Source organism: Peredibacter starrii, from assembly GCF_034259205.1.
Classification (GTDB): Bacteria; Bdellovibrionota; Bacteriovoracia; order Bacteriovoracales; family Bacteriovoracaceae; genus Peredibacter; species Peredibacter starrii.
In genome coordinates, this window is sequence record NZ_CP139487.1 from 1434646 (window position 1) to 1458011 (window position 23366).

A 23366-nucleotide genomic window follows, 5' to 3' on the forward strand; every position below is an offset into this window, starting at 1 on the left:
TACATAGAAACAATAAGGATCTAAGTTATGGATTTAAATAGTGTGAGTATGTTCGTGAGGGTGGTTCAGCTTGGGAGCTTCTCAAAGGCTGGAGTTGAATTAGGGGTACCGAAGTCCACAATCTCTAAAAAGATTGCTGAACTCGAAGTCCATTTGCAGACGACGCTTTTAAGGAGAACAACTCGCAGTCTTCAACTTACAGAGTCTGGAAGAACCTTCTTTGAGCAGGCCTCGAAGAGTTTATCGGAATTAAAGTCGGCTGAAGTCTATGCTCAAGAAGCGAATCTTGAACCAGCCGGCGTACTAAGAGTTACGGCCGTCGCGGATTTCGCGACCCAAGTTATTAGCCCCATCCTCGCAGGTTTTCTAAAGAAGTATCCCAAGATTAAATTGGAACTCGTACAGACAGATAAGGTCTTAGATCTTGTGAATGATAATATTGATGTGGCCGTGAGAATTGGAAAGCTCACGGATTCGAATCTCAAATCAAGAAAGCTCGGCAAGCATCGCTATCAGATGATGGCGAGTCCGGCTTATTTGAAGAGTTGCCCTCCACTGAATTCGCCACAAGACTTGAAGAATCATACATGCCTAGTGTTTGCTCCAAGATCTGACTTCCGTGTTTGGAATTTGAAGACAGATAGATATAAGGCTTCCATCGATGTGAATGGTCAGTTTGTTTCTTCAAGTGCTTCCGCGGTGAGAATGCTTGCGATCGAAGGAGCAGGGATCGCTTTATTGCCGGTGCCGACTTGTGTATCAGAGCTTGAGTCAGGGAAGCTAAAGATCGTTTTACCTAGCTGGGAGTTAGAAGAGGCGAATGTGCACTTTGTGTATCAGAAACTTGAGTTTACCCCGCTAAAGGTGACCGCGTTTTTGGATTATGTGGGGGAGAGGATTAAGCCGATGTTGCAGTATTGAGGAAGAGGAGGTGGTTGCAAATAGTATCAATACTAGCTTATCTGAGATTTATGGGGGGCCACTATTTCCATATGAGTAAGTTCCAAGTAACAAAAATTAAAATGGTTTACAAAGAATATGGTGAATATCAATTATTTTCACGGACTTTGCTTCTAAAGTTTTGTTTCTTAACATAACGAAAATTCATAAGTCATCAAAGATCTTCAACGTTATTCGGGAGGGGTAACGTTGAGGAATGTTTACGCTCTATTATTCACATAGTAAGAAGATTTTATGAAAGAATTAATATTTAACACCGTACTTATAGAAAGAATCCATTTAGCTTTTACTCGTTCGTGGCTTGGCTTTATTTTAGTATCTTCATTGCTTTTGTTTCTTATAATGTCATTATCTATGAACCTAGCTTTTTACTTCTGGAAAGTAGACTATATTCCTTATCACGAAAAAACCTTCGTAAATTTTTTTTCTGACCTAATTTCATTGCGAAATGATCTTCTGATTTTATCTATCACTTGTTTATATCTCATTTGGGGCTTCGTCAGATTATTTCTTGATCCGATTTTTAAAGTTTTCATGCTCCCTTTTGAAACCATATGGAGTTTTTTTGGAAATGTTCATGGAACTCATGGACATAGTGATCACGATCCATATGACTGGTTCGATGTGATTCAAATGAGAGTTTTTGAATGGAGAGGGAAAAGGTTTATCATCTCTACAGGTGAAGCTATGTGTGCTATTTCCCTCTTGTTTTGGAGCATTCTATACTTCATTATTCAATCATACTTCAGTTGGTGGTCCATCTTGCTTATCTTTGCTGCTTCTTCATTTTATTGGCTTGCAGTTAACAATCTGCGATACGTTTTTTATGATGACTTACCTGAGAGCAACGTTGAAAAGATTAATAAACGAAAAGATCATAAATTTGATAGAGGACTTATATATTCACTGTCTACCATCGTGTTAGTTTTGCTTGCATTTATAATAAGTTTAAAAACGAGATCATCGTTTCACTCCTACTTCTCTTCTAAGACAAGAGTAGAAGTTTGCACTGTGGAGAAATGTTTTTATGGAAACTATCTGCAGACAACCAGTTATGGTCACTTGATTCTTAAAGATGGGCTGGCAGTAGCAATATCAGGGGAAAACCTTAAGCATATTACGTTTTATTAAACTCATTGGTTCAGGGGCTGTAAAATTTATTTGATATCAGTATGGTTAGAAAGTAGGGAAAGTGGAGTCATTTAAAGAAGAAGTATTGAGCATATATTCTAACCTTCAGGTGTATTATGAAATTGCAAATGACGCATTTGAGGAGTCGGAATACCATCTAGCAAAAAACAGTTTGCCGAAACCCGATGGTGGATATATTAGGGCTTTTGACCCCCATCGATTGTCATTTAAAAACGGTTTAATTTCGACTTTATTTTGTGGTTCTTATATCGACCTTCATATTCGTTTGGCATACATCATGAAGAACGGCTCCGCACCTACCTGGAAGTGGGATAATGGCAAGGGAAGAACTAATAAGATAAAACTGGAAGAATTAGGGGTTTTAGACGTTGACCTGTTGAATTTGATAGAAGGATTTGGGAGGGCACGCAATCAGATTGCTCATGAGAAGCCTATTGTCTTTGGAATATATTCTTCTGGCTCTATTAGTGGAACTGCACAAGAAAGTGCAAAGTTGGGTATCACTATAATCAATTGCTTAAGGAAAGCCTTACCACTTAGTAATACTAACAATTAGTGGTAGAAATAGCAGGTTAAATGGACGAAATCAGAGTTTGCTCAAAAGAAGATTTAAAGCAAGTATTGGATTGGTTAAAGGCTGAAAACGCAGCAGGTTTGCCGGGATGCTTTTATTGTAATCGTAGTCTCATTAAAGAATCGTTTAAGAAAAAAAATGTTTGGATTTTAGATTTGGGGAAGGGGCCGATTGCATTTTTAGTACTCAATCCACTCTGTTCATCAATCGAGATACTAGAAGTAAAACATGCTGAGCGTGGTCATGGTTATGGCAGAAAGATGGCAGAATTCGCAATCTCTTACTTTAAGTCAAAGAATCACTCTATCATTCGAATCGATTGTCAGCCGAGTTCATCGATAAATTTTTGGAAGAAGATGGGGTTCCACTTATATAAAGAGACTTTTAAAGGAGTATCTAAAAAAAATCATTACTCAAATCGAGCCTATTTGAAAATCGGTAAAGATAATTATGTAGACCCTTCATGGCCAATGGTCTCAGTGGAAATTCGTTTCTACCCGGAGCAAGTTAAATGGAATGATAAGAGTGTTGAACCTATTGTTGTTTTTAAACCAGATTGCTTTCGAAAAAGTTCAAATGAATTAGTACTTAAAGATAGAATCGTATTTTATCACCCCTCCGTTTTTGAAGCCAGAGATGTTGTGATTTGCATATCAGTCGAAGATAACAAGTTATATATGGATAAAGCTAAGTATGAAGAAGGAAAAATTTTTGGTATCAATAAACAAGACAATGATTTGTTTTGGTTGGATAGAATTCTAATCCCTTAACAAAGTTTTTGGGCGATCACACTCATGGCATCACTAAGCTCTTGGTATCGAGATGTTAAAGGTGTAATGGTATATGAACTTCTTAGATAGCCGATAGCATTTCTTTCATGTGGTTTTAGTCTTGTTTGATTTAAAATTTTTTTTTCTAACTTTTCAATTGATGCTGGACTGGTATGAGCAATTGCGTTTCTTATTGTGGAGATTCTATTTAAAATTTCTTTATCTGCTTGAGTCAAAAGTCTAAATGGGAATTCTGATTTGAAATGGATTTGTGACATCTGAACTAAGTTCTCAAATGGCATCCATTTAATAAATGGTTGCTCACCCTTTACAATTTTAAATGCAAGATTTCTATTTTTGAAAGAGTAGAATGTCTTCACTGGAGCAGATGAACCTTTTAAGCTATTTGTCATATGTCCGAAATATAAATTTTCAAGAAAGACTTCAAAATGATTCGTCATTTTTATAAAGATACCAGCATACATGTACTCAAGATCACTTTTAAAAATTTTTTTCTTCTGGTATTGGAGTTCAGCTCTTTGTCGTACACGTTCAAGAGCCTTAAGTTTATTTGTTAATTGAGTAGATAAGAGACTAGTATTCATTTACTTCTTTAAGCTATTAAGATGATTAACTGCCTCCTGACGGAATTCAATCGTTTTAAGTCGTCTTTTCAATAATGACTCCTCTAGTTTCTTGGGAAGTTTTGCCGTCTCGAATTTTTGCAGAGATAATACAATTGAAGATATATCTTTAATGCTAAATTTTCTGGGCTTCTCTGGAGTGAGACTTGAGCTTATTCCGTAAGTAAGATCATAAATCCATGTGAAGAGGGCATAAAAGTGTGATGAAGAAGAGAAGAAGACGCCTTGATATTTAGGGAATAATTCTTTATCTAAAAAATCCATGATGTGAGCAAATCTTTTTTCCACTTCTTTCCGGAATGTGAAGGTTTCATCATATTCCTGATAAAAAAGATCAAGCTTGTTTTGGTCCTTTGATTCAATGCCGTTTATAATGAAGTGATATAATTCACTAGTAAACTCTATGTCTGCCATTCGGGATAATTGCGGAGTTTTAAAAGTTCTCCAATGAACCCAATTCTCGTAGTGCGTATACGACATTTCGTATATAGAAGATTTAAGTTCTCCAAACCATTCTGCATTTCGTAATTCTTGGAAATTCAGTTTTGTTCCTGTTGAATTCATTCGAGAAAAAATTTCTAAGATTTCTCTGTCTCCCATGTCAGAAGGTAAAATATGAACACTAAACTTATAGTTTAAAATGAAGTTTCTCATGTCCTCTGGAAGTTCATTAAAAGCCTTGTTGGCAAGTTCCTTGTTGTGGTTCTTGGAAATTGTAACAGAGGATGACGAATCAATTTCATTTGGTATCAAATGAGGAGCAATAAAAGAGATGATTGTAATTAATCGCTGTTGCCCATCAACGACATCCCGGATAGGTTCGAATTTGCCACTTACACGTCTCTCACGTATTAGTATAATTGGAATTGGTAAGCCTCTAGAAATTGTGTCTAGTAAAAAAGACTTAGCGCCTTTTTTCCATACACTCTTTCTTTGAAAGTCCGGGCGGAGATTTAAGGTTTCAGATTGTTGCCAACCAACAAAGTCTCCGACGGTGTAAACTGTTTTCGAAATTTCCCATTGTTTCATTAAAAGCCCTGAAATTGGATATAGTAAATGATGAACTTAGATGTTTCTTTTGAATTATTTTATCATAAATTTTGGAAATATCAAAAATAGGATCCCGCAATAATGGAAGAGATGCTTGAATCAATTTTTAAGAAGCATTCATCTTTTGAGTTCAAAGCATCTTTATTATGAGTAAGGGGAGTATTGATTTCGTTCGTCTAAAAGCAGTGCTTAGGCAAAAAATTCCAATTTATGAGTAAGTTTTCTTAAGGTGGAATTGATCAAATAGGCTTGGAGTAACCGAGAAATCGATATATACCTCTCTCAAATTATCTAATTGTTTGTACTGTCTTAATATTTAGTTTGCCATTTCTAAGATTTCTTAAGTTTTTTTTGTTTCATAAAAACCCCAAAATCAAAGTTAATAATTAATTTTTTTTCTTTGATGGGGGTTCAGGATGAACCAAGAGAATGTTTTTTTTCATCATCGTTCTAAGCAAAGGATAAAGGATCTCGGCGAGGTTTTTACTCCAGATGCTTTCGTTCACCAGATGTTAGATCTATTAGTCTCAGGAGTCGAGGATTCAAAAATCTGGGCTGATGAAAACAAGATATTTTTTGAACCTACATGCGGTCATGGAAATTTTGTTACGGCTATTCTTGAAAGACGACTTAATGCAATTTCTACTTCGGCCAAAAAGAATAGAGATCCTCAGTATAGTCTGTATTCAATCGCAAATTCTATTAATACCATTTGGGCAATTGATATTGATAAAAAGAATGTTGAAGAGTGTAGATATAGAGCATTATCTGTAATTATGAGTTTTTGGTCTCAATCAACTGGTACTTCGTATAAGTTGCTCTTAAAACAGAACAGAAAATTCTTTATCCATCTATTGTGTGCTATCCAATGGCATATTCATGAAAACGAAGCACTCTCTGCTCTTTCAGATGAAGGTCAGTCGAAAAAATCAGCGAGTAAAACAGATCTGGGATCAAAATGGATAAATACTAACAAGCATCGTCCACTGGATTTTGAATTAACTTGGTGTGAATACTTTCAACAAGGCTTGAAGCATAAATATAAGGTTATTGAGTTTGAACGAGCCTCATCATTTGTCGACTCTCTCCTAACTGGACAAGAGATTAAAGGATTTGAGGAATTTTCATTTGCCCTTGAAGTAATTTCTATCAGAGACGTCAGAGTCGCGTAGGAGCGTTTATGACTGCAGAGAAATTGAATTTATCCAGAATAAATACTCATGTCGTAGACATTCTTGGAAATGTAAAGGGTAGAGATCAGCCAATTATGCTGATGAATAGAGCAATTGAACTAATTGCCCCACTGGGTGAAGAAGTACTTTCTTCTGACGAATATGTATTTTTTGATCCCTTCTGTAAAGCTGGCGAAATCCTACTCGCATGCGCTTTCCTAAAGAGCTATTACAAGATTCATAAGAGCAAACCTTTACCTACAGTAGAAGAAATTCAAAAGTCGATGTTCGAGGATAATAATTTTTATGCTTTGGCACCGGATGAAAGACATTATCGTCTTAGTCTTAGAACATTTCTGGGGAATGAAAAGTCTCATGACGAAGATTATATAAAGATGATCCGATGTGGTGATTATCTTTCAGAGCTCGATGGAACATTAACAGAAGAAAAATTTACAGAGAGGTTCAATCAAATGATTGAGTATATCAAGAAGAATTCGCCAAATAAAAAAATTATTGCAGTGGGGAACCCTCCTTATCAGGAGTCTGATGGAGGATTTGGGAAAAGCGCTAAGGCTGTTTATAATTTTTTTACTGAAGCTTTGTTAGATAGTCCTGATATTAATAAGTTCATCCTCGTAATTCCATCGAGATGGTTTGGGGGAGGAAAGGGCCTTGACGAATTTCGCGAAAAAATCCTGGCGTTAAAATCTGTGAAAGAAATTAAATATTTTGATAATTCCTCAAAAGTATTTCCTACGGTCGATATCAATGGAGGTGTTTGCTTCTTGCATGTAGATAAAGACTATGCTGGAACAACTTATCTTTCAGATGATAAACATCGTGAAATTATTGATATGTCAGAGTTCGATATCATTCCAGACGATCCCAAGTCTTTCTCAATTATTCGAAAAGTTCGAAACAAGTGGAAGGATAAATATGTTGGTAATAAGGCTTGGCCAAGTAAACCTTTTGGTTTAAGAACTAATTATTTCGATGTTAATCCGGATCTTGGGAAATCACATTCAAAAGGAGTCGCTTGCTTAAGTAAAGGAAAGCAAATTAAATATGCTTCACGATCTCACATTACAAAAAATAAAAATCATATAGATTCTTGGAAGGTTTGTGCACCCAAGGCTGCAGGTGGATCTAAAGGGAGTCGTCGTTCTACTATTCCTCTAAATCAGATATTTTTAATTGGGAAAGGGATGGTAACAACAGAAACATACAATGTTATTGATGTTTTTAAAACTAAGTCAGAAGCTGAGAATTTTATAGCCTACTTAAAAACTGATTTCGCTCGATATCTAGTAGGTTTGCGAAAAATAACACAAGATTTACCTCCTGATAGATGGAATTGGGTTCCATACGTAGATTTAAAGAAAGCCTGGAATGATGAAGAGTTGTGTAAACTATTTGCAATTACTAAGGAAGAACGAAAACATATGTCCGCCAAAGTTGAGGAGTGGTCATAATGAAATCTGAAGCTCTTGAACTTTATGTATACACTACCAAATCTCATGAAGTGAGTGGTCTCATCAAAGTAGGTCATTCATTACGTGGAAGACATAAAGAAAGAATCAAAGAGCAGTTTGGAACGAGTAATCCAGAACAACCTATTATCAAATGGGTACAAGAACTTCCAGGAGGATTTCGTGATATTGATATCCATTCTCAGTTAATAAAGAATGGGATTTCGAGAGTTGAGGGTGGTCCCGGGAAAGAGTGGTTTATTGCCACTCTGGACGACGTTAAGCGTGCTTATAATCAATTAGTTAATGGCAGTAAAAGACTGGAGAATTTTAAGCCTCGGCAAGAGCAATTGGAAGCAGTAGAAAAAGCAAAAAAATGGTTTGTTAAGGATTATCCCAAAGAAGTGCTCGAATCTGCGACGCACCAAGATCGTTTTTTGTTAAATGCAAAAATGCGTTTTGGTAAATGCTTCACAGGTATACATATTGCGAAAGCGATAAAGGCCCGAAAAACTATAGTAGTTACATATAAGCCAGAAGTCATTTCTGAATGGATGGAGTCAGCTAATAATCATGTCGATTTCGAAGGATGGATGGGAATCAGAGCTAAGAAAAAGAATGGGGTCTTCAATGAACCATGCTTATCTGTTGACGGAGATTTTCCCGATACGTCTGGCCCTATAGTCCTATGTGTCTCCTTACAAGATCTAAGTATCGACCAGGATGGGGAAACGAAAAGACGACTTGAAAAGGTGATAAAATCCAAATGGGATCTGATCATTTTTGATGAAGTACACTTTGGAAGTCGTACTGAGCGGGCAAAGTACATTATTGATAAGATAACAGATCTTAATATAACATATCGTCTTGATCTTTCTGGAACCCCTTTTAGACTGATTCAGCAAGATGATTTTTGTTCTCAACAAGTTTTCACTTATAGTTATCTTGATGAGAAAAAAAATAAAGATTTTGAGATCTTCGGAGATCTGCATGGCACAAAGGAAAAGATATATCGGCAAATGCCAAATCTGGACATCTCCACAATTGAAATTACAGAAGATGATATATGTGAGCAGACAGAATCCTTTATAACTGATGATTTAGACTTTTCTCTTAATGAACTCTTTAAAGCAAAGAAAAACGGTTTTGAGCATGAAGATGCTGTTGACCATTTTTTGGATGGTTTAGTAAAGAGGGATCATGATGCTAAAGCTATTAGCGTCTATGGTAAACTCGGCGAACAGTTAGGTCTGCCACCGATTCGCCATTCTGTTTGGTGGTTAAATAGAGTAGACTCTGTTGCAGCACTAGCTTCGAAATTACGGAAACATCCATATTTCTCTCGGTTTGAAATTATAAACGCTTCAGGAAGTGAAACAGGCAATGAGGATGATGAAACCTTGGTCGCCAAAGATAAAGCTACAATTGAAGAAAAGATAAGAGCTGTTAATAATGATCCAAAAAAGCTTGGCACAATAACTTTAACGGTCAGAAGATTTCTGACCGGCGTAACAATAAAAGAATGGGAATCGATTCTTGTCTTAAATGATGTAAAATCTGCAGAGTCGTACTATCAAGCCATTTTTCGTGTTCAATCTGCCTGGGTTGATCGTGATACTAAAAAGGTTTTGAAACCACAGGCATGGGTTTTTGATTTTGCCATATCTAGATGTTTACGAATTACTTATGAATACGCAGATGCTCTGGCAGATCAGCTAGACCAGCAAGATAGTTTTGCTGAAAGATACACTGTCAATAAAGACAATCTAGTTCAGACGATGACAGGTTTATGTGAAAGTCTTAATATCAAGCGTTTTTATGAAGGTAGGCTATCTTCGGATCAAACAACAGCTAGAGATATTTTTGATGCTTTGAACTTAGAGGGTTCAAGGATTTCTTTGGCAAAAAGAATTACAAGTGACGCTTTAGTTAACTTCACTTCGTTGAAATTATTAGAAGAAAATCCAAGACTTTTTGAGGTTTTAAAAAAGGTAAAGGGATATAGAACTCAAGAAGTTGGTTCTATTGAGGACTTCGTTCAAATCGGACTTGATGCTGACAAGTTAAAAGAAAAGAAAAGAAAAAATGATATTACGGAAGAAGAAATTGAAGAGAATAATAAAGATTTTGTAGAAGATGAAAAAGATAAAGAGAAACAAACTAGGAAAAAATGGTTCGCAACTCAGATTAAACGATTAGCTATTTGTATGGCAGACTTCGTTTATATGACTCAGTTTAGAGAACACAACATTGATCATGTTATACAAACTAAAGACTCGGAGTTCTTCGGGGTTGTCACTGGAATTTCGAAAGAAGACTTTTCGGAGCTATGTGAGTTTGAGTTTATAAACAAATCATCCCTTAATAGAATTGTACGTGAATTTAGATGCCAAGAAGAGAGTTCTTTAAAGCCTGAAGAATACATTCTAGAACAGTTAAGAGCGATACATGTAAAAGAGTCAGCTTAAGTTGTATTTTAGATGTCTATACTTTTCCATCATCTTCATAATCCAAGCTGCCTCTATATCTTTGGGAGTCGGTTTTTCTTTGGTTTTTAACTCTTTAACTATTGGAGGTTCATAATAAGGTCTTTCTTTGGGCTTGAAGGTCTTTATTCTTAATTCCCAAACGATCCTACATATGATCGAACCTCTCAAATTATTGCATCGGCGATGAGACAAAGTTAGGTTACGAGCTGATGAATTTCCTCCCTCTGAGAGAGGGACAATATGTTCTATCGAACTATCATCGAAATATTCAATCTTGTTTCGACATACGAAGCATATGCGATCGGATTTTCTCCATAGCTGGAAACGCTTTTTTCTTATATCACCCATATCACCACCTACAGCTGACTCCGCCATGCTCGCAGACTATGCAATCATGGCCGGCAATGAATCTGAGGCTGCACTGGTTCTGAACAACCTCATCTTCTAGACCTAGGGCTTTCCCACATGATGTGAAGACTATGGTCATGATGACTATTAGGAAAACTGCTGCAAAGCTTTGGATAAAAAATGTTCTCAAGTTGTACCTCTCTGAGGTTCAAAGGTATTAGAGTCGAGTCTCAATATTCGGGACTTTCTATAAAATAAGAATTCTTAAGAATGCATATTTTCAAAGACTTAAGTCTCAAGGCAACTGACCATTGTCTCAATTTTTGGGACTTCGATACCGATAATTAACCAATGAGTAAAACTACGAACTATTTAAATATCTTGTACAAGATTTCCTTGTCTCCGACGCGATATTTATCAGAGTCCAGTATCAAAGAAATGATGGGCAATCCTCCAAAGTCAACATGGCATAGACAGATCAATGAACTGTTAGAAGGATCGAAAGATGTGCCACCTTTGCTTATTGAAACTTTGAATCCTAGTGGTGAAAGACTATTTTGTTTAAACACCAAAGGCTGGCAAGCTTTTCTTGACGCTCAAGAAGAGGGCAAGTTTCTTCTTGAATGTTATCGCCAGGTGGGACATCTCTTAGATAGTCATTTTACTGATATGGTTTTTGACTTGGCCGATACGGATCGTAGACACTTTGACCGCCTAGGAAGAAAGTTTATGCATCTAGTGACGGTTAAAGCCTCTCATTCATTAAATACTCGAAAAACATTAGATTCTGTCATTGAAGCATTAATCGGAGAAAAACAAATAGAGCTTACTTATGATGGTGGTCTAAGGAAAGTTATGCCTCTAACGTTATGCCAGTATAGAGATGAACTTTATCTTATGTGTTATCGGATCAAAGACGACTCACTATGGGAAAAGAGAACATATAAGCTTTCCCGTATTAATGGAATTAGAGTCCTTGATAAAAAATTTCCCTATCCGTCAAAATCTGAATGGGATCCCATTAAAGAATATAAAAATTCATCCGGTCTGGTACTTGGTGAAATTAAAAGAGTTATGTTGAAGGTTTATGGACCTAGCAGAAAGATATTTTCTGAAAAAGAGTTCTTTAACGGAGAGTTTGTGAATAGAGGAGAAGACTTCGATGCTTATCTTTGCTCTTATACAAATTCAGCAGAGCTCCTGGGCCAAATCTTTGTTTATGCCCAGGATATCGAAATTGTAGATAACGAAGAATTGAGAAATGAATTTGTAATCAAGGCCCAACAAGGTCTTTTAAGAAATAAACTGGCAGCATAAAGGTATTGAACATGGCCATCGCAAGTGATGTGAAGCAATTATTTAATTATCTACAAAAGAACAACTTACTGACAGACCAGATAGTTAAGGATCTTCAAAATGCAGATTACTGCTCCAAGGAACTGTCTGCGGGAAAGTATCCCGTACTTCTGAAATTGGATGATACTAGATCTCATCAAGAACAACGAAAATTTGGAACTCCACAAGCGAGATATTACGACCCCGAAACTTACAGTTTGACCTTCAAAGATCAAAAGTATCTATTTAGTAGTCAGCTTTTTGAAGAGCAAAGGAAGAGATATTATAGTTGGTTAAACAGAAGCTTCGGATTGAATCCAGTTAGAATCATTTCTGGTCCCAAAACAGAACTGATTACTAACATAAGAACTTTGATTGCCAAAGGATTCAAGAGTGAAATTCTGAAAGAGAACGATTATTACTATATTAAAAATAAGAACGTTTTTGAGTCGTTTAAATCACTAAAAGTTGCAAAAGCCGTTTTGGAGACTGCATACCAAGGTTTCTTAGATTCGAAGTCAACGTTTCAAAATTATCTCTCAAGCCTACCTAAGAAATCACGTGAATATGAGCTATTTGAGATTATAGGTAAAGTTGTGGCTCATTTCGATCTCCATGGTTTCAATAAAAGCGTATGGAATCTCAATGAAGATAAGCGAACTCTGGCTAGAATCGGTGTCCGTCAGAATGATTGGGTGAGGTATTTAATTAATTATAAGATTTCACAGAACGATGCTTTTTTAATGAAGCCCGGTAGTGTGAAGAATACTATTCGTTACATTGAATCTCCTAATTTAAACTTCACCATACTTTCAGATAACCAACGTGAGGCTTTTTCAAAACTGATATTAGGAATTGAATTTGATCCGGATACCTTCTCTAGTGAGCTTACAGAGCTGCTCAGAGATGTAGAAATACCTGTAAATAATCCACTAAATCGAAATGTGTACATCAGCCATTGTCTTTATCATGAATCTATTCTTGAACTCTGGGAAGAAGTCGAGCCTAAGGGATATTGGGTTTTGGGGGCATGGTGGGGTGGAGATACAGAAGAAAAAGATCAATCTAGACGATTTATTGAGCAATCAATATGGGAGAACGGTTTTGAGGAAAGTTCTGGAGATCCCTCTCTTAAAGTTGTGCAGAAGATTAAAGAGGGGGATTTTGTGGCCCTCAAGAGTTCATATCCCTCTAAAGACGCTAATGGCAACAAGATCTCTTGTTTGATGATCAAGGCAATTGGAGAAGTCGTTTCGAATGATGGTGATGGAATCAACCTTGCTGTTACTTGGGAGAAACAAGAGCATAAAGTGTTCGGCTTATCCTATATGAAGACTGCGGAAGCAGTTAAGGAAAAGGACATTGAAGCCATATTCAGATTGAATAATTCTGTTAAAGGCGAAGAAATGAGTCAAAGATGTATTGATAAACCTAGGAATGTAATCTTTTTTGGTCCGCCGGGTACCGGCAAAACTCATAAGCTGATGAATGAGATTGCACACGAATTTATTGGTGAGAGCCTTTCAATAGAGTCTAAGATGGCTGAAGTTTTTGAAGATTTTCCACTTTGGAAGGTTATAGCCTGTACTTTGATCGATGCAGGAAAGCCATTATCAGTTAAAGAGATAATGGAACATGAATTTGTTATCATTAAGTCAAAGTTGGTTGGTACCAAGACTTTTAAGGAAAGCATTTGGGGCAAGTTACAGTCAAAGACTATTCTGGAATCAAAGACAGTAAATACAAAAAATAGATCTGCTCCATATGTTTTTGATAAGAATGAAAATTCCGAATGGAAGCTGGCCGGGGATTGGAAAGAAGAACTTTCAGATGAAATAAAGCTTGTTCAAGAAATGAGACAAGGGGAAAAATTAACAGGGTCCTTTAAAAGATTTGAATTTGTTACTTTTCATCCGAGCTTTAGTTATGAAGATTTTATGGAAGGTATCAAGCCCATTCTGGATGAGGAGTCTGATAATGGACTTCAATATACCTTGGTTAATGGAATTTTCAAGAGGATGTGCCTTAGGGCTGCCGAAGATCCTAAGAATAACTACGCCATATTTATCGACGAGATTAATCGAGGAAATATTCCTTCAATTTTTGGTGAATTGATCACGCTAATTGAGGAAGACAAGAGAGGTCGAGTCAGCACAGTGCTTCCATACTCTAAAATCGAATTCACTGTTCCAAAGAATCTCTTCATATACGGGACTATGAATACGGCTGATAAAAGTGTCGAGGCTTTGGATTTAGCCCTGAGACGAAGATTTATTTTCGAGGAATTGGAGCCGAGATTAGAGGCGATTGATTGTGAGTTTGAACCTGAACTCATTAAAAACTTGTTTAAAACCCTAAATACTAGGGTTGAAGCGCTACTAGGCAAAGACTTTAGAATTGGTCACAGTTACTTCATGAAGGAGCAGATCAAAGACATTAATGGACTTCGAATTGTTTTTGAAAACAAGATTATTCCTCTTCTGAAAGAGTACTTTTACGAAGACTGGGAGAAACTATCAATGGTCCTTGGTAGAAAGTTCGTCGCGAAGGTTAATTCTGGAAAGATAAAATTTGCTAAAGGGTATTCAGACGTTCCTGAAGAGTATCAAGAAAAGTCAATCTACAGAATCAGTGACTCAAAAGATTGGGACTTGTCTACCTTCAAAAGTATATATGAAGATTAAACGCCTAACTGTTTTTGAACACAATTCATTGAGAGTAGGCGAAGATGAAAATAATCTTTCAAAGAAAGAGTTTGAGGCATTATGTCTTTATCATTCTAAATCATCTCAGAAGTTCTTTTCTATTGAATATAATAAAATTCGTTTCAAACATTTTGTCGGCGCAATTCAAGTCGGATCGCTTATGATCGAAGTATTGCCGAAAGTTGATCATGATAATGATAATTTTGATCGATGGCATCACGCGCTTATTAACATCTTACAACACACAAAGCGAATTAGATCTTATTCGGCCAATAACTCAAACTTAGAAGTTCATAATGGATCTTTAATTGATCTATATATTGAACATTTTTTAAATGAGGTAGATCGTTTATTACACTCAGGGCTTAGGAAAAAGTACAGGGTTGAAACTTCCAACTTAAATGTACTTAAAGGAAGAATCGATTTTGGTAAACATCTCAAAAATAATCTCGCAGACATGACTAAGTTTAACTGTGCTCACGAAGTATTTAACTGGGATCATGACATTCATTCTGCGATTAGGATGGCTCTTAATATTGTAATAAAGACTGTGAAAAACCAACATCTAGTCGCGAGAGCCAAAAAACTTAACCTTTACATGCCTGAAAATGTTAAACAATCTATTTCCATCGATCGATTAGACAGAATTAAGCTAGATAGGACAACAAAAAGGTATGAAGTAGCTTTAACTCTATCCTCACTTCTAATACGATCTTTTTGCCCCATGATGACAGCTGGTAAGTCTTCAGTTCTGGCTATTATGTTTGACATGAATCATCTTTACGAAGATTTTATTTTTAACATGATTAGACGCTGTCTGGCCGATACTGAATATACTGTCGAAAGAAGAATGAAGAAGTTTTGGAAAGATAAAGTGATTAAACCTGATATGTTGATCACAAATGGTCGAAAGGTTATTATCATGGATACTAAATGGAAAATTCCTCAAGATGGTACTCCCACTGATGCAGACCTAAAGCAGGTTTTTGTTTATAACAACTATTTCGATTCTCCTGATTCAGTCTTGCTTTATCCTTGGTCTTCAATATTTGAAGGGGTTCAAAAAGAATCCTTACATGGTGAATATTATCAACCTCTCACCCTAGATGGTCTCTGTATTCCTAATAGCTGCAGAGTTGAAACAATTAGTTTCTTTGATTCGAATGACAAATTTGACACGGGGAAAATCTTAGATGAAATAAAACAAATCATCTTTACTATCATTGAAAGTCATAAAGTGGCTTAATTTCCCATTGTATCTCCCCAAGTCTTGTCATGACCCCTCTCATATACTGATCCTCTCCTTATGAAGGAGACCTCATGAACTATCTTTTGCCTCTGCTTTTGCTCCTTGTGTTACCCGGCTGCTCAACCACCAAGAAAGAAGATAAGCTCAAAAACGAAATCACCCAAAGACTCTTCGATCTCTGGGACAAAACCATAGGTGATTCAGTCTCTGATTCCAAGACAGCTTCAATTGCAAACAAGAAAGTCGAACTAAAAAGACCCTTTGATCTCGCCATCTACTTCAAGCAACCCGACAAAAAAGAAGAATGGCGCTGGACTAGGGAAGACAAAGAATTTCTTCAGAACAAACTCGACGATAACAAAAAAATCGTGAAACGCTCCTTCGAACTCATCAATACCGCAGGCACCGAAGACATCAAGGCCTTGAGAACCATGGCCGCTCAGCAAGGTGCTGATGCTCTTTTAATCGTGCAAGGTAAGGCCGAAGTGGAGAGTAATCTCAATTCCACTGGTTTATCATACGTCGTCCTTGTTCCCACGCTCTTCGCTAATGGAAATACCGTTACTAGTGCTTTTGTCACTCAGGCCGTACTTTGGGATGTCAGAGATTCCGTCGTTCACCTAGGCTCTGAAACTGAAGGTGAGTGGAAGATGAAGCGACCGCTCTTCTTTAAACAAGAGGACAGGGCGATTAATAAAGCAAAAGAAGAGTCATTACTTCATTTAGAACAGCAGCTTAGTAAGCAAGCATCACAGCGCTGGTCTTCCAAGACTCGCCTGTAGTTATTGATCGTTCCTTACTTTCGCCCAGCTTTTAATAATCAAAGGCTTTGCATCGATGCGCATGCAGGGGACAGCTGTAATAAGCAGGAATTGAGTATAGGTACTGATCTTAACATCAGCTATTCCAACCATATGCTCTGAACTATCTTGCTTATATCTCACTAACATTTTCTTGTAATGATTTTCGATATCCAATTCTAGGAAACCACAGCTCTCACTCCAAAGTACATAGTTTTTATCTTTGATGAGGAGGGGAGCTTGACCAGGATTGAAGTCGGCCGGATCAAAGATCATCGCCCCATAAGTGCCTTGCTCTTGCTTAAGCATCGTACAAGAAACGAGTAGGGTTAAGAGAAAGAGATTAAGTATTTTCACAGTAAAACTCATTCACTACACATTCCTGGCCATAACCCAAGTAAAAAAACCTATCTTCGACTTGATTATCAAAACTATAGTTGGAATTATTGCAGCTTTTCTTTAAAACGGATTCTAGATCTAAAATTAGTTTGGTTGGCACAAAAACATAAATCTGGGCACAGTCTTTTTTAGTTTCTTTTGTGTTTCGGGCTTGGCTCTTCATCTTCATGAGTTCATCGTAGTTAATCTCATCCTGATCAAGATTTTTAACAATAATAGGGATCTTTCCCATACTAATATTGGCACAACTTGAAACCATGAATGTAAGAGCTAGAATGAGGTACCTTCTCATAGGTACTTTAAATCGATCTGTTGATAGTAATAAGGCTCAGACGTTAAAATCAAGTCTCCATCTTTTCCAATAGTGATTCCTTCATATTGAGACTTAATAGATTTAAGTACTTTCTTAGAAATGTACTTTGAAAGAGGATACTTTTTAACCAGAGTTCCATCTTCTGCCATATCTAGCATGCTATAACTTTCATGAGACAGGATCATTAGACGTTGAGATTCTTCATTGAAGAATAGGCCACTTAGATCCGAGATATGCCCTTTTAGCTGGTCATTTGTTATTAATAATGTTGGCTGTACTGATTTAATCGAAGAGTCAGCAGGGCGATTGAATTTATAAACGGCCATAGGACTCTTTTCTTTACCGGCATAGAATACTTTATTTACTTGATCGTAGGCCAACCCCTCAATCCCTTCATTTCCCCAATTCTCATTGGTTGGATTCATCGTAAATTGATAACCATCTCTTAAAGTATCGTAGGTATCCTTCTCAGTAATCGTGAGAATGAAGATCCTTCCACTTTCTTCAGCGATAGCAACTTCAGGGTACATTTGCCCATTGCTCTCCTGCATGCCGAGATAGACAATCTCTTCACTATCTCCAAGATTTGATATGCTTATAGTTCGTTTATGATTGAAATTTTCATCGGATTCATAAACGAGCCCTTTTTTATTCAAAACAAAAAAATAGGATTTTGTTTCTGGAACCCAGGCCACACCGGATAAATCATTTGGATTTGCACCATTTTTGACAAAATCTAACACCCTGAACTGGGGTACTTCGCCACTACTAGAGTAAGCAAGATGAGTAGTAGTTTGAGCTAATAAAACGGCAAATAGAATAAAGATTTTAAATGTCATGATTCTCTTCTTATGTTTGTTCCAATTAGGTCTTAATTAAAACCAAACTTATTCGTAAAGTCTCCTAAAATGGCCATAAGTGCTATGCATCACCCCTTGGAAATTGATTCACTTGTGATCAGGAACCCTGATAAGATAGGTCATCGTCCACAAGGCATGAGGGTTCATTCATGAGCGAAAAATACGTCCCACCAAAAGTCTGGAAATCTGCTGAAGGCAATGGTGGAAAATTTGCAAATATCAATCGTCCGACGGCCGGTGCACGGACTGAGCAAAAGCTCCCGGTAGGTGAGCATCAATTTCAACTGTATTCACTGGGTACACCCAATGGTGTGAAGGTGACGATCATGTTCGAAGAACTTCTCGAACTTGGAATTAAAGAAGCTGAATACGATGCCTATCTCATTAACATCGGCGAGGGGGCCCAATTCACTTCGGGCTTCGTTGAAGTAAATCCAAATTCAAAAATCCCTGCAATGGTGGATAAGAATAACGGTAACCCCATCAATGTTTTTGAATCTGGTTCAATCTTAGTTTATCTCGCAGAAAAGTTTGGAAAGTTTTTACCAACTGATCTTGCTAGTAGAACTAAAGTGATGAACTGGCTTTTCTGGCAAGTGGGAAGTGCTCCATTCGTAGGTGGTGGCTTTGGTCACTTCTATGTCTATGCTCCGGAAAAATTCCAATATCCCATCGATCGTTTTGCCATGGAGACGAAGCGGCAGCTGGATGTTTTAGACAAGGCCCTGGCGAATTCTCGCTACATTGCGGGAGATGAATACACGATCGCTGACATGGCGATCTTCCCTTGGTATGGACTACTGGTGAAAGGCAAGATCTATGATGCTGCCGAATTCTTATCGGCCCATGAGTACAAAAACGTCAACCGCTGGGCAGATGAAATTCTCAAAAGACCGGCCATTGCCAGAGGGCGAATGGTAAATCGTGCTCAAGGTCCAGAGACTGAGCAGGTGAGAGAAAGACACAGTTCTAAAGATTTCGAAGGAAAAAATATCACATGAAAATTCTACTACCACTTATTGTTCTTTTTTTCTCTCAACTCGCTCTTGCGAACTGTGCCCCTCAGCTCGATAGCTACAATCAGGCACAAACCAATTTAAAGAAACTACTTGATAAGTATTTTGGGCATGCAATTTCGAATGTAAGAGTCACTTCTGAAAAAGTTGAAATTCTAAAACAACTGGCCAGGAGAGGTGCTGTGACCACTCCAGAGCTTGCCTATGACTGGAGAGGGCGCACGGACGCCAATACAAAATTCGAAGAAACAGAAAGTGCCAAGATCCTTGCTGCCAATAAAGAAGTGGATCAGCTTCTGGAGACACTCCGCAGCTGTGTAAAGGCCCAGAGACCGGCATGTAACCAGGACTTCAAAGACCTTGAAAAATTTCACGCATCAATAAGTGAAACCAGCAAAGAGATAAAGACATCCTACGAGCCGTTTTTAGTAGAGCTTAAGGCCCATGCCCGCGTGCTTGAATATTGTGTAAAAAATAATTCAGTTGTTATTAAGCCTTTTTTGGTGATGGACGAAATTACTAGTTTTACCTCGAAGCAGCCTGAAAGACAGAAACTTCTAAAAACAACTTTTGAAAATTATTTTAATTCGGAAGATATGAAAGATTTGCGAAACTGTATCGACTAGAACCGAGGAGAATTAAGATGGACACCCCAAAAAATCTCATCTGCATCATGTACGACAAAGACGCTGAACAAGCGGCCCGCTTCTACGCTGAAGTTTTCCCCAATAGCTCCGTCGGCGCTGTCCATCGCGCTCCAGCTGACTATCCATCAGGCCAAGCAGGCGATGTCCTCACTGTAGAATTCACCGTCCTCGGCATCCCTTGCATTGGTGTAAACGGTGGCCCATACTTCAAGCACACCGAGGCCTTCTCATTTCAAATCGCTACAGAAGATCAAGCTGAGACAGACAAATACTGGAACGCCATCGTGAATAACAACGGCAAAGAGAGCATGTGCGGTTGGTGCAAAGACCGCTGGGGCGTCTCATGGCAAATCACACCCCGTACTCTCACAGAGGCAATGTCTCGTGGCGGAGATGAGGCCAAACGGGCCTTCACTGCCATGATGAATATGAGAAAAATTGATGTGGCCGCAATCGATGAAGCGAGACGAGGTTAGGGTATCAAACTCCTATACCAGTATTCTTAAGGAGCACTGGTAAAAAAGATATAGGTAGCTTTTATTGAATAAGAACTCAGAGTACAATTGAGTCTTATGAAGAAAGCTGTCCAAAATATTTTCGATTTCTATGATCGATATGCAGAGACTTTGATTACAAAGCGTCTGCATTCGATTGACGGATATCAAATTAAGGCCCGTGCTCTTCTGATTCTTTGGACCTGTACCACTACCGTCATGTGGTTTTATGTCATCTACTGCCTCTATGCCTTCCCGGTAAATTCACCGGTTGCGTGGGGTGGCCTAACTTTCACCATCATTCATACGGCCTCACCTTGGATTTTTAAGTTTTCTCAATCTTTCCTAATGGCCGGACTTAACATTTCTTTGAGTGGTCTAGGTTTCCAGACCCTGGTCTGTATATACACAGGGGGAGTTTATTCTCCGGCCGCCATCTGGCTCACTTTCCACCCGGTGATTCTGGGATTCTTCGGAGGAACGGCCTGGATCTTTTTCTCCGTTACCCTGAACTGCCTCATCATTGTTTGTATGTATACAGCGGGTCTTTTGAATGTGCTCCCGCCAAATCAACTACAGCCTCTTCTTAAGGATGGGATGATTCTCACTTCCTATATTGGCCTTGATGTCCTCGTTGCCATTTATACAGTGATGGCCTTCAAGATTAACCTTAAGAAGAAGCAGGAACTGAATCACAGTAAAGATCTAACAGAGAACTTAGTGCGCATCCTTTGCCACGATATTAAGAATCCTCTGTCTGTTATTCAGATCTCTAGTAACTATCTTAACCGACCTCAGGAAAACACAGCAAAGTGGGTTGAGCGTATCGTTATTGCTTCGAATGACATTAGACAGATCGCAGATTCAGTGACTCTTTGGATTTCTCACCGTGATGGCAAAGTAACAATGCTGCAAGAGCCGATCTCAATCAAAGATATGATCGAGCATCTGGATATGGCCTTTGAGGACAAGTTGCGTGAAAAGAATATCCTCCTGAGATTAAACATGCTCTGTCAGAACCACTGTATTCTGGGTGATAAATCGGCCGTTTATTATCAGGTGCTAAATAACCTAGTTTCAAACGCCATTAAGTTCTCATATGAGAATTCAACAATTGACGTTAATTTCAAGGCAACAGAGTCACACGTGATGATTGAAGTTCGTGATTACGGTACAGGAATTCATGAAGAGCTGATTGAAAAAGTATTTTCACCATTCTCAGTAGTCAGCTGTCCTGGAACTCATAATGAAAGAGGAACGGGGTTTGGTCTATCGATCGTTGCTACGATTATTGAGAAACTCGAGGGAAGAATCATGATCGAGAACATGAAAAAGATCCCGCACCAAAAAGGTACGAGAGTCGAGGTCACGTTCCCGAAACACTCTTAGTATCTTTTCTTATGCCAATAAGTCACTAGTCCCAAACACACCACGCCAGTACCGATACCAATCGGATTATTGGCAGTTGCTGGAAGCCCAAGACCAATTTCTGAAGTCATGATGTAGGCAACTGTCAGAGCAGTTCCCGCAATCGCTGGAATGCTCACGATCCAGTGAAATGTTTTTTTATCAAACAAGTACTTCGTCGCTAACCACATCACACTCGTTGAAAGAAGCATGTTAGAGAAAGCGAAATAGCGCCAGATTAAAGAGAAATCAATCTTCGTCATGAAGTAAGCAATCACCAACAAAGGCATTGAGATCAAAAGGCGATTTCTCATGCTCTGAGGAATTTTGAATGCATCAACAATAGTTAAGCGCAAAGCTCTGAAAGCAGTGTCACCAGACGTGATGGGGAAGATCGCAACCGCAAGGATCGCCATAATTCCACCGAATGAACCAAGATACGTACTCGAGATTTTATTCACCACAAGACCAGGACCACCTTGAGCAATAAGAGCTTTAAGCTCTACATAACCACCAGGGAAAGCCGCCATTCCAGCAAGCGCCCATACGGCCGCAACAACACCTTCAGATAACATCGCTCCGTAGAAAACCGGACGCGCATACTTTTCATTGGTCAAACATCTCGCGATGATTGGCGATTGAGTCGAGTGGAAACCACTAATAGCACCACAAGTAATCGTCACAAACAGAAGAGGCCAAACTGGTGGGGCCGAAGGATCACGATTTAAAAGTTCATGTCCCATATGTTGAGCGTGATCGAAATAGGCAAATACGTTTTTGATCTCAGGAAGCATTGGTGCTGAGATAAATAAAGCAACCAGCATTGAAACCGTCATCACTACCATAAGTAGACCAAAGGCCGGATAAAGCTTCGTAATAATTTTATCAATTGGTAGGAGAGTCGCGAGGAAGTAGTAAATCAGAATGATCAGAACCCATAACTGATTGCTTGAAAGAAAAGTATCTTTAAAAACATCCAGATTACTAATTAGTCCAGCTGGGCTCATGATGAAAACCACGCCAACAAAGAACAAGAGCATCGCTGTAAAGAGAAGCATCAAAGCTTTGAAGTGTTTTCCTAAATAGGCCCCTGCAATCTCTGGAAGACTCTTACCACCTTCTTTCAGACTTAGAACGCCCGAGAAATAATCGTGAACAGCGCCGCCGATGATATTTCCAAGAACGATCCAGACGAAAGCGATGGGTCCGTAGACTGCTCCTAAGATTGGCCCGAAGATTGGTCCAACTCCGGCAATATTTAAGAATTGAATCAAGAAGGCGTTGAATGGTTTGACCTTCACATAATCCACTCCGTCTTCTAATCGAATAGCAGGCGTTTCAGCATTGTGATCAATGCATGCCTGTTTCTCGACGAAGGGGCTGTAGAATTTGTAGGCGAGGATGAGAACTAAAATGCAAAGTGTAAATATAATCATGCTAATTATTGTAGTCCTGTTTGAAACTTTGGCTACGAAAAAATACTGAGTATATATTCGAGGTTTTCTCTCTG

The 23366-nt window shown here is 38.2% G+C and carries 23 protein-coding genes; 16 read left to right on the plus strand and 7 right to left on the minus strand.

What is annotated here, in order from left to right; all coding sequences use genetic code 11:
• Positions 1-27 precede the first annotated feature (27 nt).
• From SOO65_RS07155 to SOO65_RS07170, 4 genes are all read left to right on the plus strand, one after another.
• Positions 28-921, plus strand: a complete 894-nt coding sequence (locus SOO65_RS07155; protein WP_321398813.1) for a LysR family transcriptional regulator — start codon at positions 28-30, stop codon at positions 919-921.
• 273 nt (positions 922-1194) lie between these two features.
• Positions 1195-2091: a hypothetical protein gene (locus SOO65_RS07160; protein WP_321398814.1), complete on the plus strand. Its 897-nt coding sequence runs from the start codon at positions 1195-1197 to the stop codon at positions 2089-2091.
• A 61-nt stretch (positions 2092-2152) separates the two neighbouring features.
• Positions 2153-2668, plus strand: coding sequence for a hypothetical protein (locus SOO65_RS07165; RefSeq protein ID WP_321398816.1), 516 nt, complete (start codon positions 2153-2155; stop codon positions 2666-2668).
• Positions 2669-2688: 20 nt separating this feature from the next.
• A complete protein-coding gene (locus SOO65_RS07170; RefSeq protein WP_321398818.1) occupies positions 2689-3456 on the plus strand; it encodes a GNAT family N-acetyltransferase in 768 nt (255 codons plus the stop codon).
• Here SOO65_RS07170 and SOO65_RS07175 read toward each other — a convergent pair.
• Both SOO65_RS07175 and SOO65_RS07180 read right to left on the minus strand, forming a co-directional pair.
• On the minus strand, positions 3453-4061 hold the full coding sequence (locus SOO65_RS07175) for a hypothetical protein (RefSeq protein WP_321398821.1): 609 nt from the start codon (positions 4059-4061) through the stop codon (positions 3453-3455). The two genes, SOO65_RS07170 and SOO65_RS07175, sit on opposite strands and share 4 nt — an antisense overlap.
• Positions 4062-5129 carry a DUF262 domain-containing protein gene (locus SOO65_RS07180; protein WP_321398823.1) on the minus strand — a complete coding sequence of 356 codons (1068 nt, stop codon included), beginning with the start codon at positions 5127-5129 and terminating at the stop codon, positions 4062-4064. It abuts the gene before it with no gap.
• Positions 5130-5566: 437 nt separating this feature from the next.
• On the opposite strand from SOO65_RS07180, the gene SOO65_RS07185 reads away from it, so the two are divergent.
• The 3 genes from SOO65_RS07185 to SOO65_RS07195 are packed head-to-tail and all read left to right on the plus strand — an operon-like array spanning position 5567 to position 10262.
• A complete protein-coding gene (locus SOO65_RS07185; RefSeq protein WP_321398825.1) occupies positions 5567-6322 on the plus strand; it encodes a hypothetical protein in 756 nt (251 codons plus the stop codon).
• An 8-nt stretch (positions 6323-6330) separates the two neighbouring features.
• Positions 6331-7797 (plus strand): Eco57I restriction-modification methylase domain-containing protein, encoded by a 1467-nt coding sequence (locus SOO65_RS07190; RefSeq protein ID WP_321398827.1) that lies wholly within the window; start codon positions 6331-6333, stop codon positions 7795-7797.
• Complete coding sequence (locus tag SOO65_RS07195; RefSeq protein ID WP_321398829.1) at positions 7797-10262, plus strand: DEAD/DEAH box helicase family protein; 2466 nt, start codon at positions 7797-7799, stop codon at positions 10260-10262. Before SOO65_RS07190 ends, SOO65_RS07195 begins: the two co-directional genes overlap by 1 nt.
• Here SOO65_RS07195 and SOO65_RS20790 read toward each other — a convergent pair.
• Positions 10254-10631: an HNH endonuclease gene (locus SOO65_RS20790; RefSeq protein WP_407677004.1), complete on the minus strand. Its 378-nt coding sequence runs from the start codon at positions 10629-10631 to the stop codon at positions 10254-10256. The two genes, SOO65_RS07195 and SOO65_RS20790, sit on opposite strands and share 9 nt — an antisense overlap.
• Between SOO65_RS20790 and SOO65_RS07200 the strand changes: the two genes are divergently transcribed.
• From SOO65_RS07200 to SOO65_RS07220, 5 genes are all read left to right on the plus strand, one after another.
• Positions 10579-10731: a hypothetical protein gene (locus tag SOO65_RS07200; RefSeq protein WP_321398832.1), complete on the plus strand. Its 153-nt coding sequence runs from the start codon at positions 10579-10581 to the stop codon at positions 10729-10731. The two genes, SOO65_RS20790 and SOO65_RS07200, sit on opposite strands and share 53 nt — an antisense overlap.
• A 251-nt stretch (positions 10732-10982) precedes the next feature.
• Entirely contained in the window at positions 10983-11948 is a 966-nt protein-coding gene (locus SOO65_RS07205; RefSeq protein WP_321398834.1) for a WYL domain-containing protein, read from the plus strand.
• Positions 11949-11959: 11 nt separating this feature from the next.
• Positions 11960-14650, plus strand: coding sequence for an AAA family ATPase (locus tag SOO65_RS07210; protein ID WP_321398836.1), 2691 nt, complete (start codon positions 11960-11962; stop codon positions 14648-14650).
• On the plus strand, positions 14640-15917 hold the full coding sequence (locus SOO65_RS07215; RefSeq protein WP_321398839.1) for an McrC family protein: 1278 nt from the start codon (positions 14640-14642) through the stop codon (positions 15915-15917). Before SOO65_RS07210 ends, SOO65_RS07215 begins: the two co-directional genes overlap by 11 nt.
• A 74-nt stretch (positions 15918-15991) precedes the next feature.
• On the plus strand, positions 15992-16702 hold the full coding sequence (locus SOO65_RS07220; protein WP_321398841.1) for a hypothetical protein: 711 nt from the start codon (positions 15992-15994) through the stop codon (positions 16700-16702).
• Here SOO65_RS07220 and SOO65_RS07225 read toward each other — a convergent pair whose 3' ends face one another.
• The 3 genes from SOO65_RS07225 to SOO65_RS07235 are packed head-to-tail and all read right to left on the minus strand — an operon-like array spanning position 16703 to position 18271.
• Positions 16703-17077, minus strand: coding sequence for a hypothetical protein (locus SOO65_RS07225; RefSeq protein ID WP_321398843.1), 375 nt, complete (start codon positions 17075-17077; stop codon positions 16703-16705).
• Entirely contained in the window at positions 17064-17411 is a 348-nt protein-coding gene (locus SOO65_RS07230; protein WP_321398845.1) for a hypothetical protein, read from the minus strand. Before SOO65_RS07230 ends, SOO65_RS07225 begins: the two co-directional genes overlap by 14 nt.
• On the minus strand, positions 17408-18271 hold the full coding sequence (locus SOO65_RS07235; protein WP_321398847.1) for an SdiA-regulated domain-containing protein: 864 nt from the start codon (positions 18269-18271) through the stop codon (positions 17408-17410). Before SOO65_RS07235 ends, SOO65_RS07230 begins: the two co-directional genes overlap by 4 nt.
• A gap of 170 nt (positions 18272-18441) precedes the next feature.
• On the opposite strand from SOO65_RS07235, the gene yghU reads away from it, so the two are divergent.
• The 4 genes from yghU (at position 18442) to SOO65_RS07255 (ending at position 21838) form a co-directional block, all read left to right on the plus strand.
• A complete protein-coding gene (gene yghU, locus SOO65_RS07240) occupies positions 18442-19293 on the plus strand; it encodes a glutathione-dependent disulfide-bond oxidoreductase (RefSeq protein ID WP_321398849.1) in 852 nt (283 codons plus the stop codon).
• A complete protein-coding gene (locus tag SOO65_RS07245; RefSeq protein WP_321398850.1) occupies positions 19290-19934 on the plus strand; it encodes a hypothetical protein in 645 nt (214 codons plus the stop codon). Before yghU ends, SOO65_RS07245 begins: the two co-directional genes overlap by 4 nt.
• A 17-nt stretch (positions 19935-19951) precedes the next feature.
• The gene (locus SOO65_RS07250; RefSeq protein ID WP_321398852.1) at positions 19952-20431 is read left to right on the plus strand and encodes a VOC family protein; all 480 of its coding nucleotides are present in this window, start codon (positions 19952-19954) and stop codon (positions 20429-20431) included.
• Positions 20432-20527: 96 nt separating this feature from the next.
• Positions 20528-21838, plus strand: a complete 1311-nt coding sequence (locus SOO65_RS07255; RefSeq protein WP_321398855.1) for a sensor histidine kinase — start codon at positions 20528-20530, stop codon at positions 21836-21838.
• Here SOO65_RS07255 and SOO65_RS07260 read toward each other — a convergent pair.
• Entirely contained in the window at positions 21835-23292 is a 1458-nt protein-coding gene (locus SOO65_RS07260; protein ID WP_321398856.1) for a carbon starvation CstA family protein, read from the minus strand. The two genes, SOO65_RS07255 and SOO65_RS07260, sit on opposite strands and share 4 nt — an antisense overlap.
• Between the last annotated feature and the right edge of the window lie 74 nt (positions 23293-23366).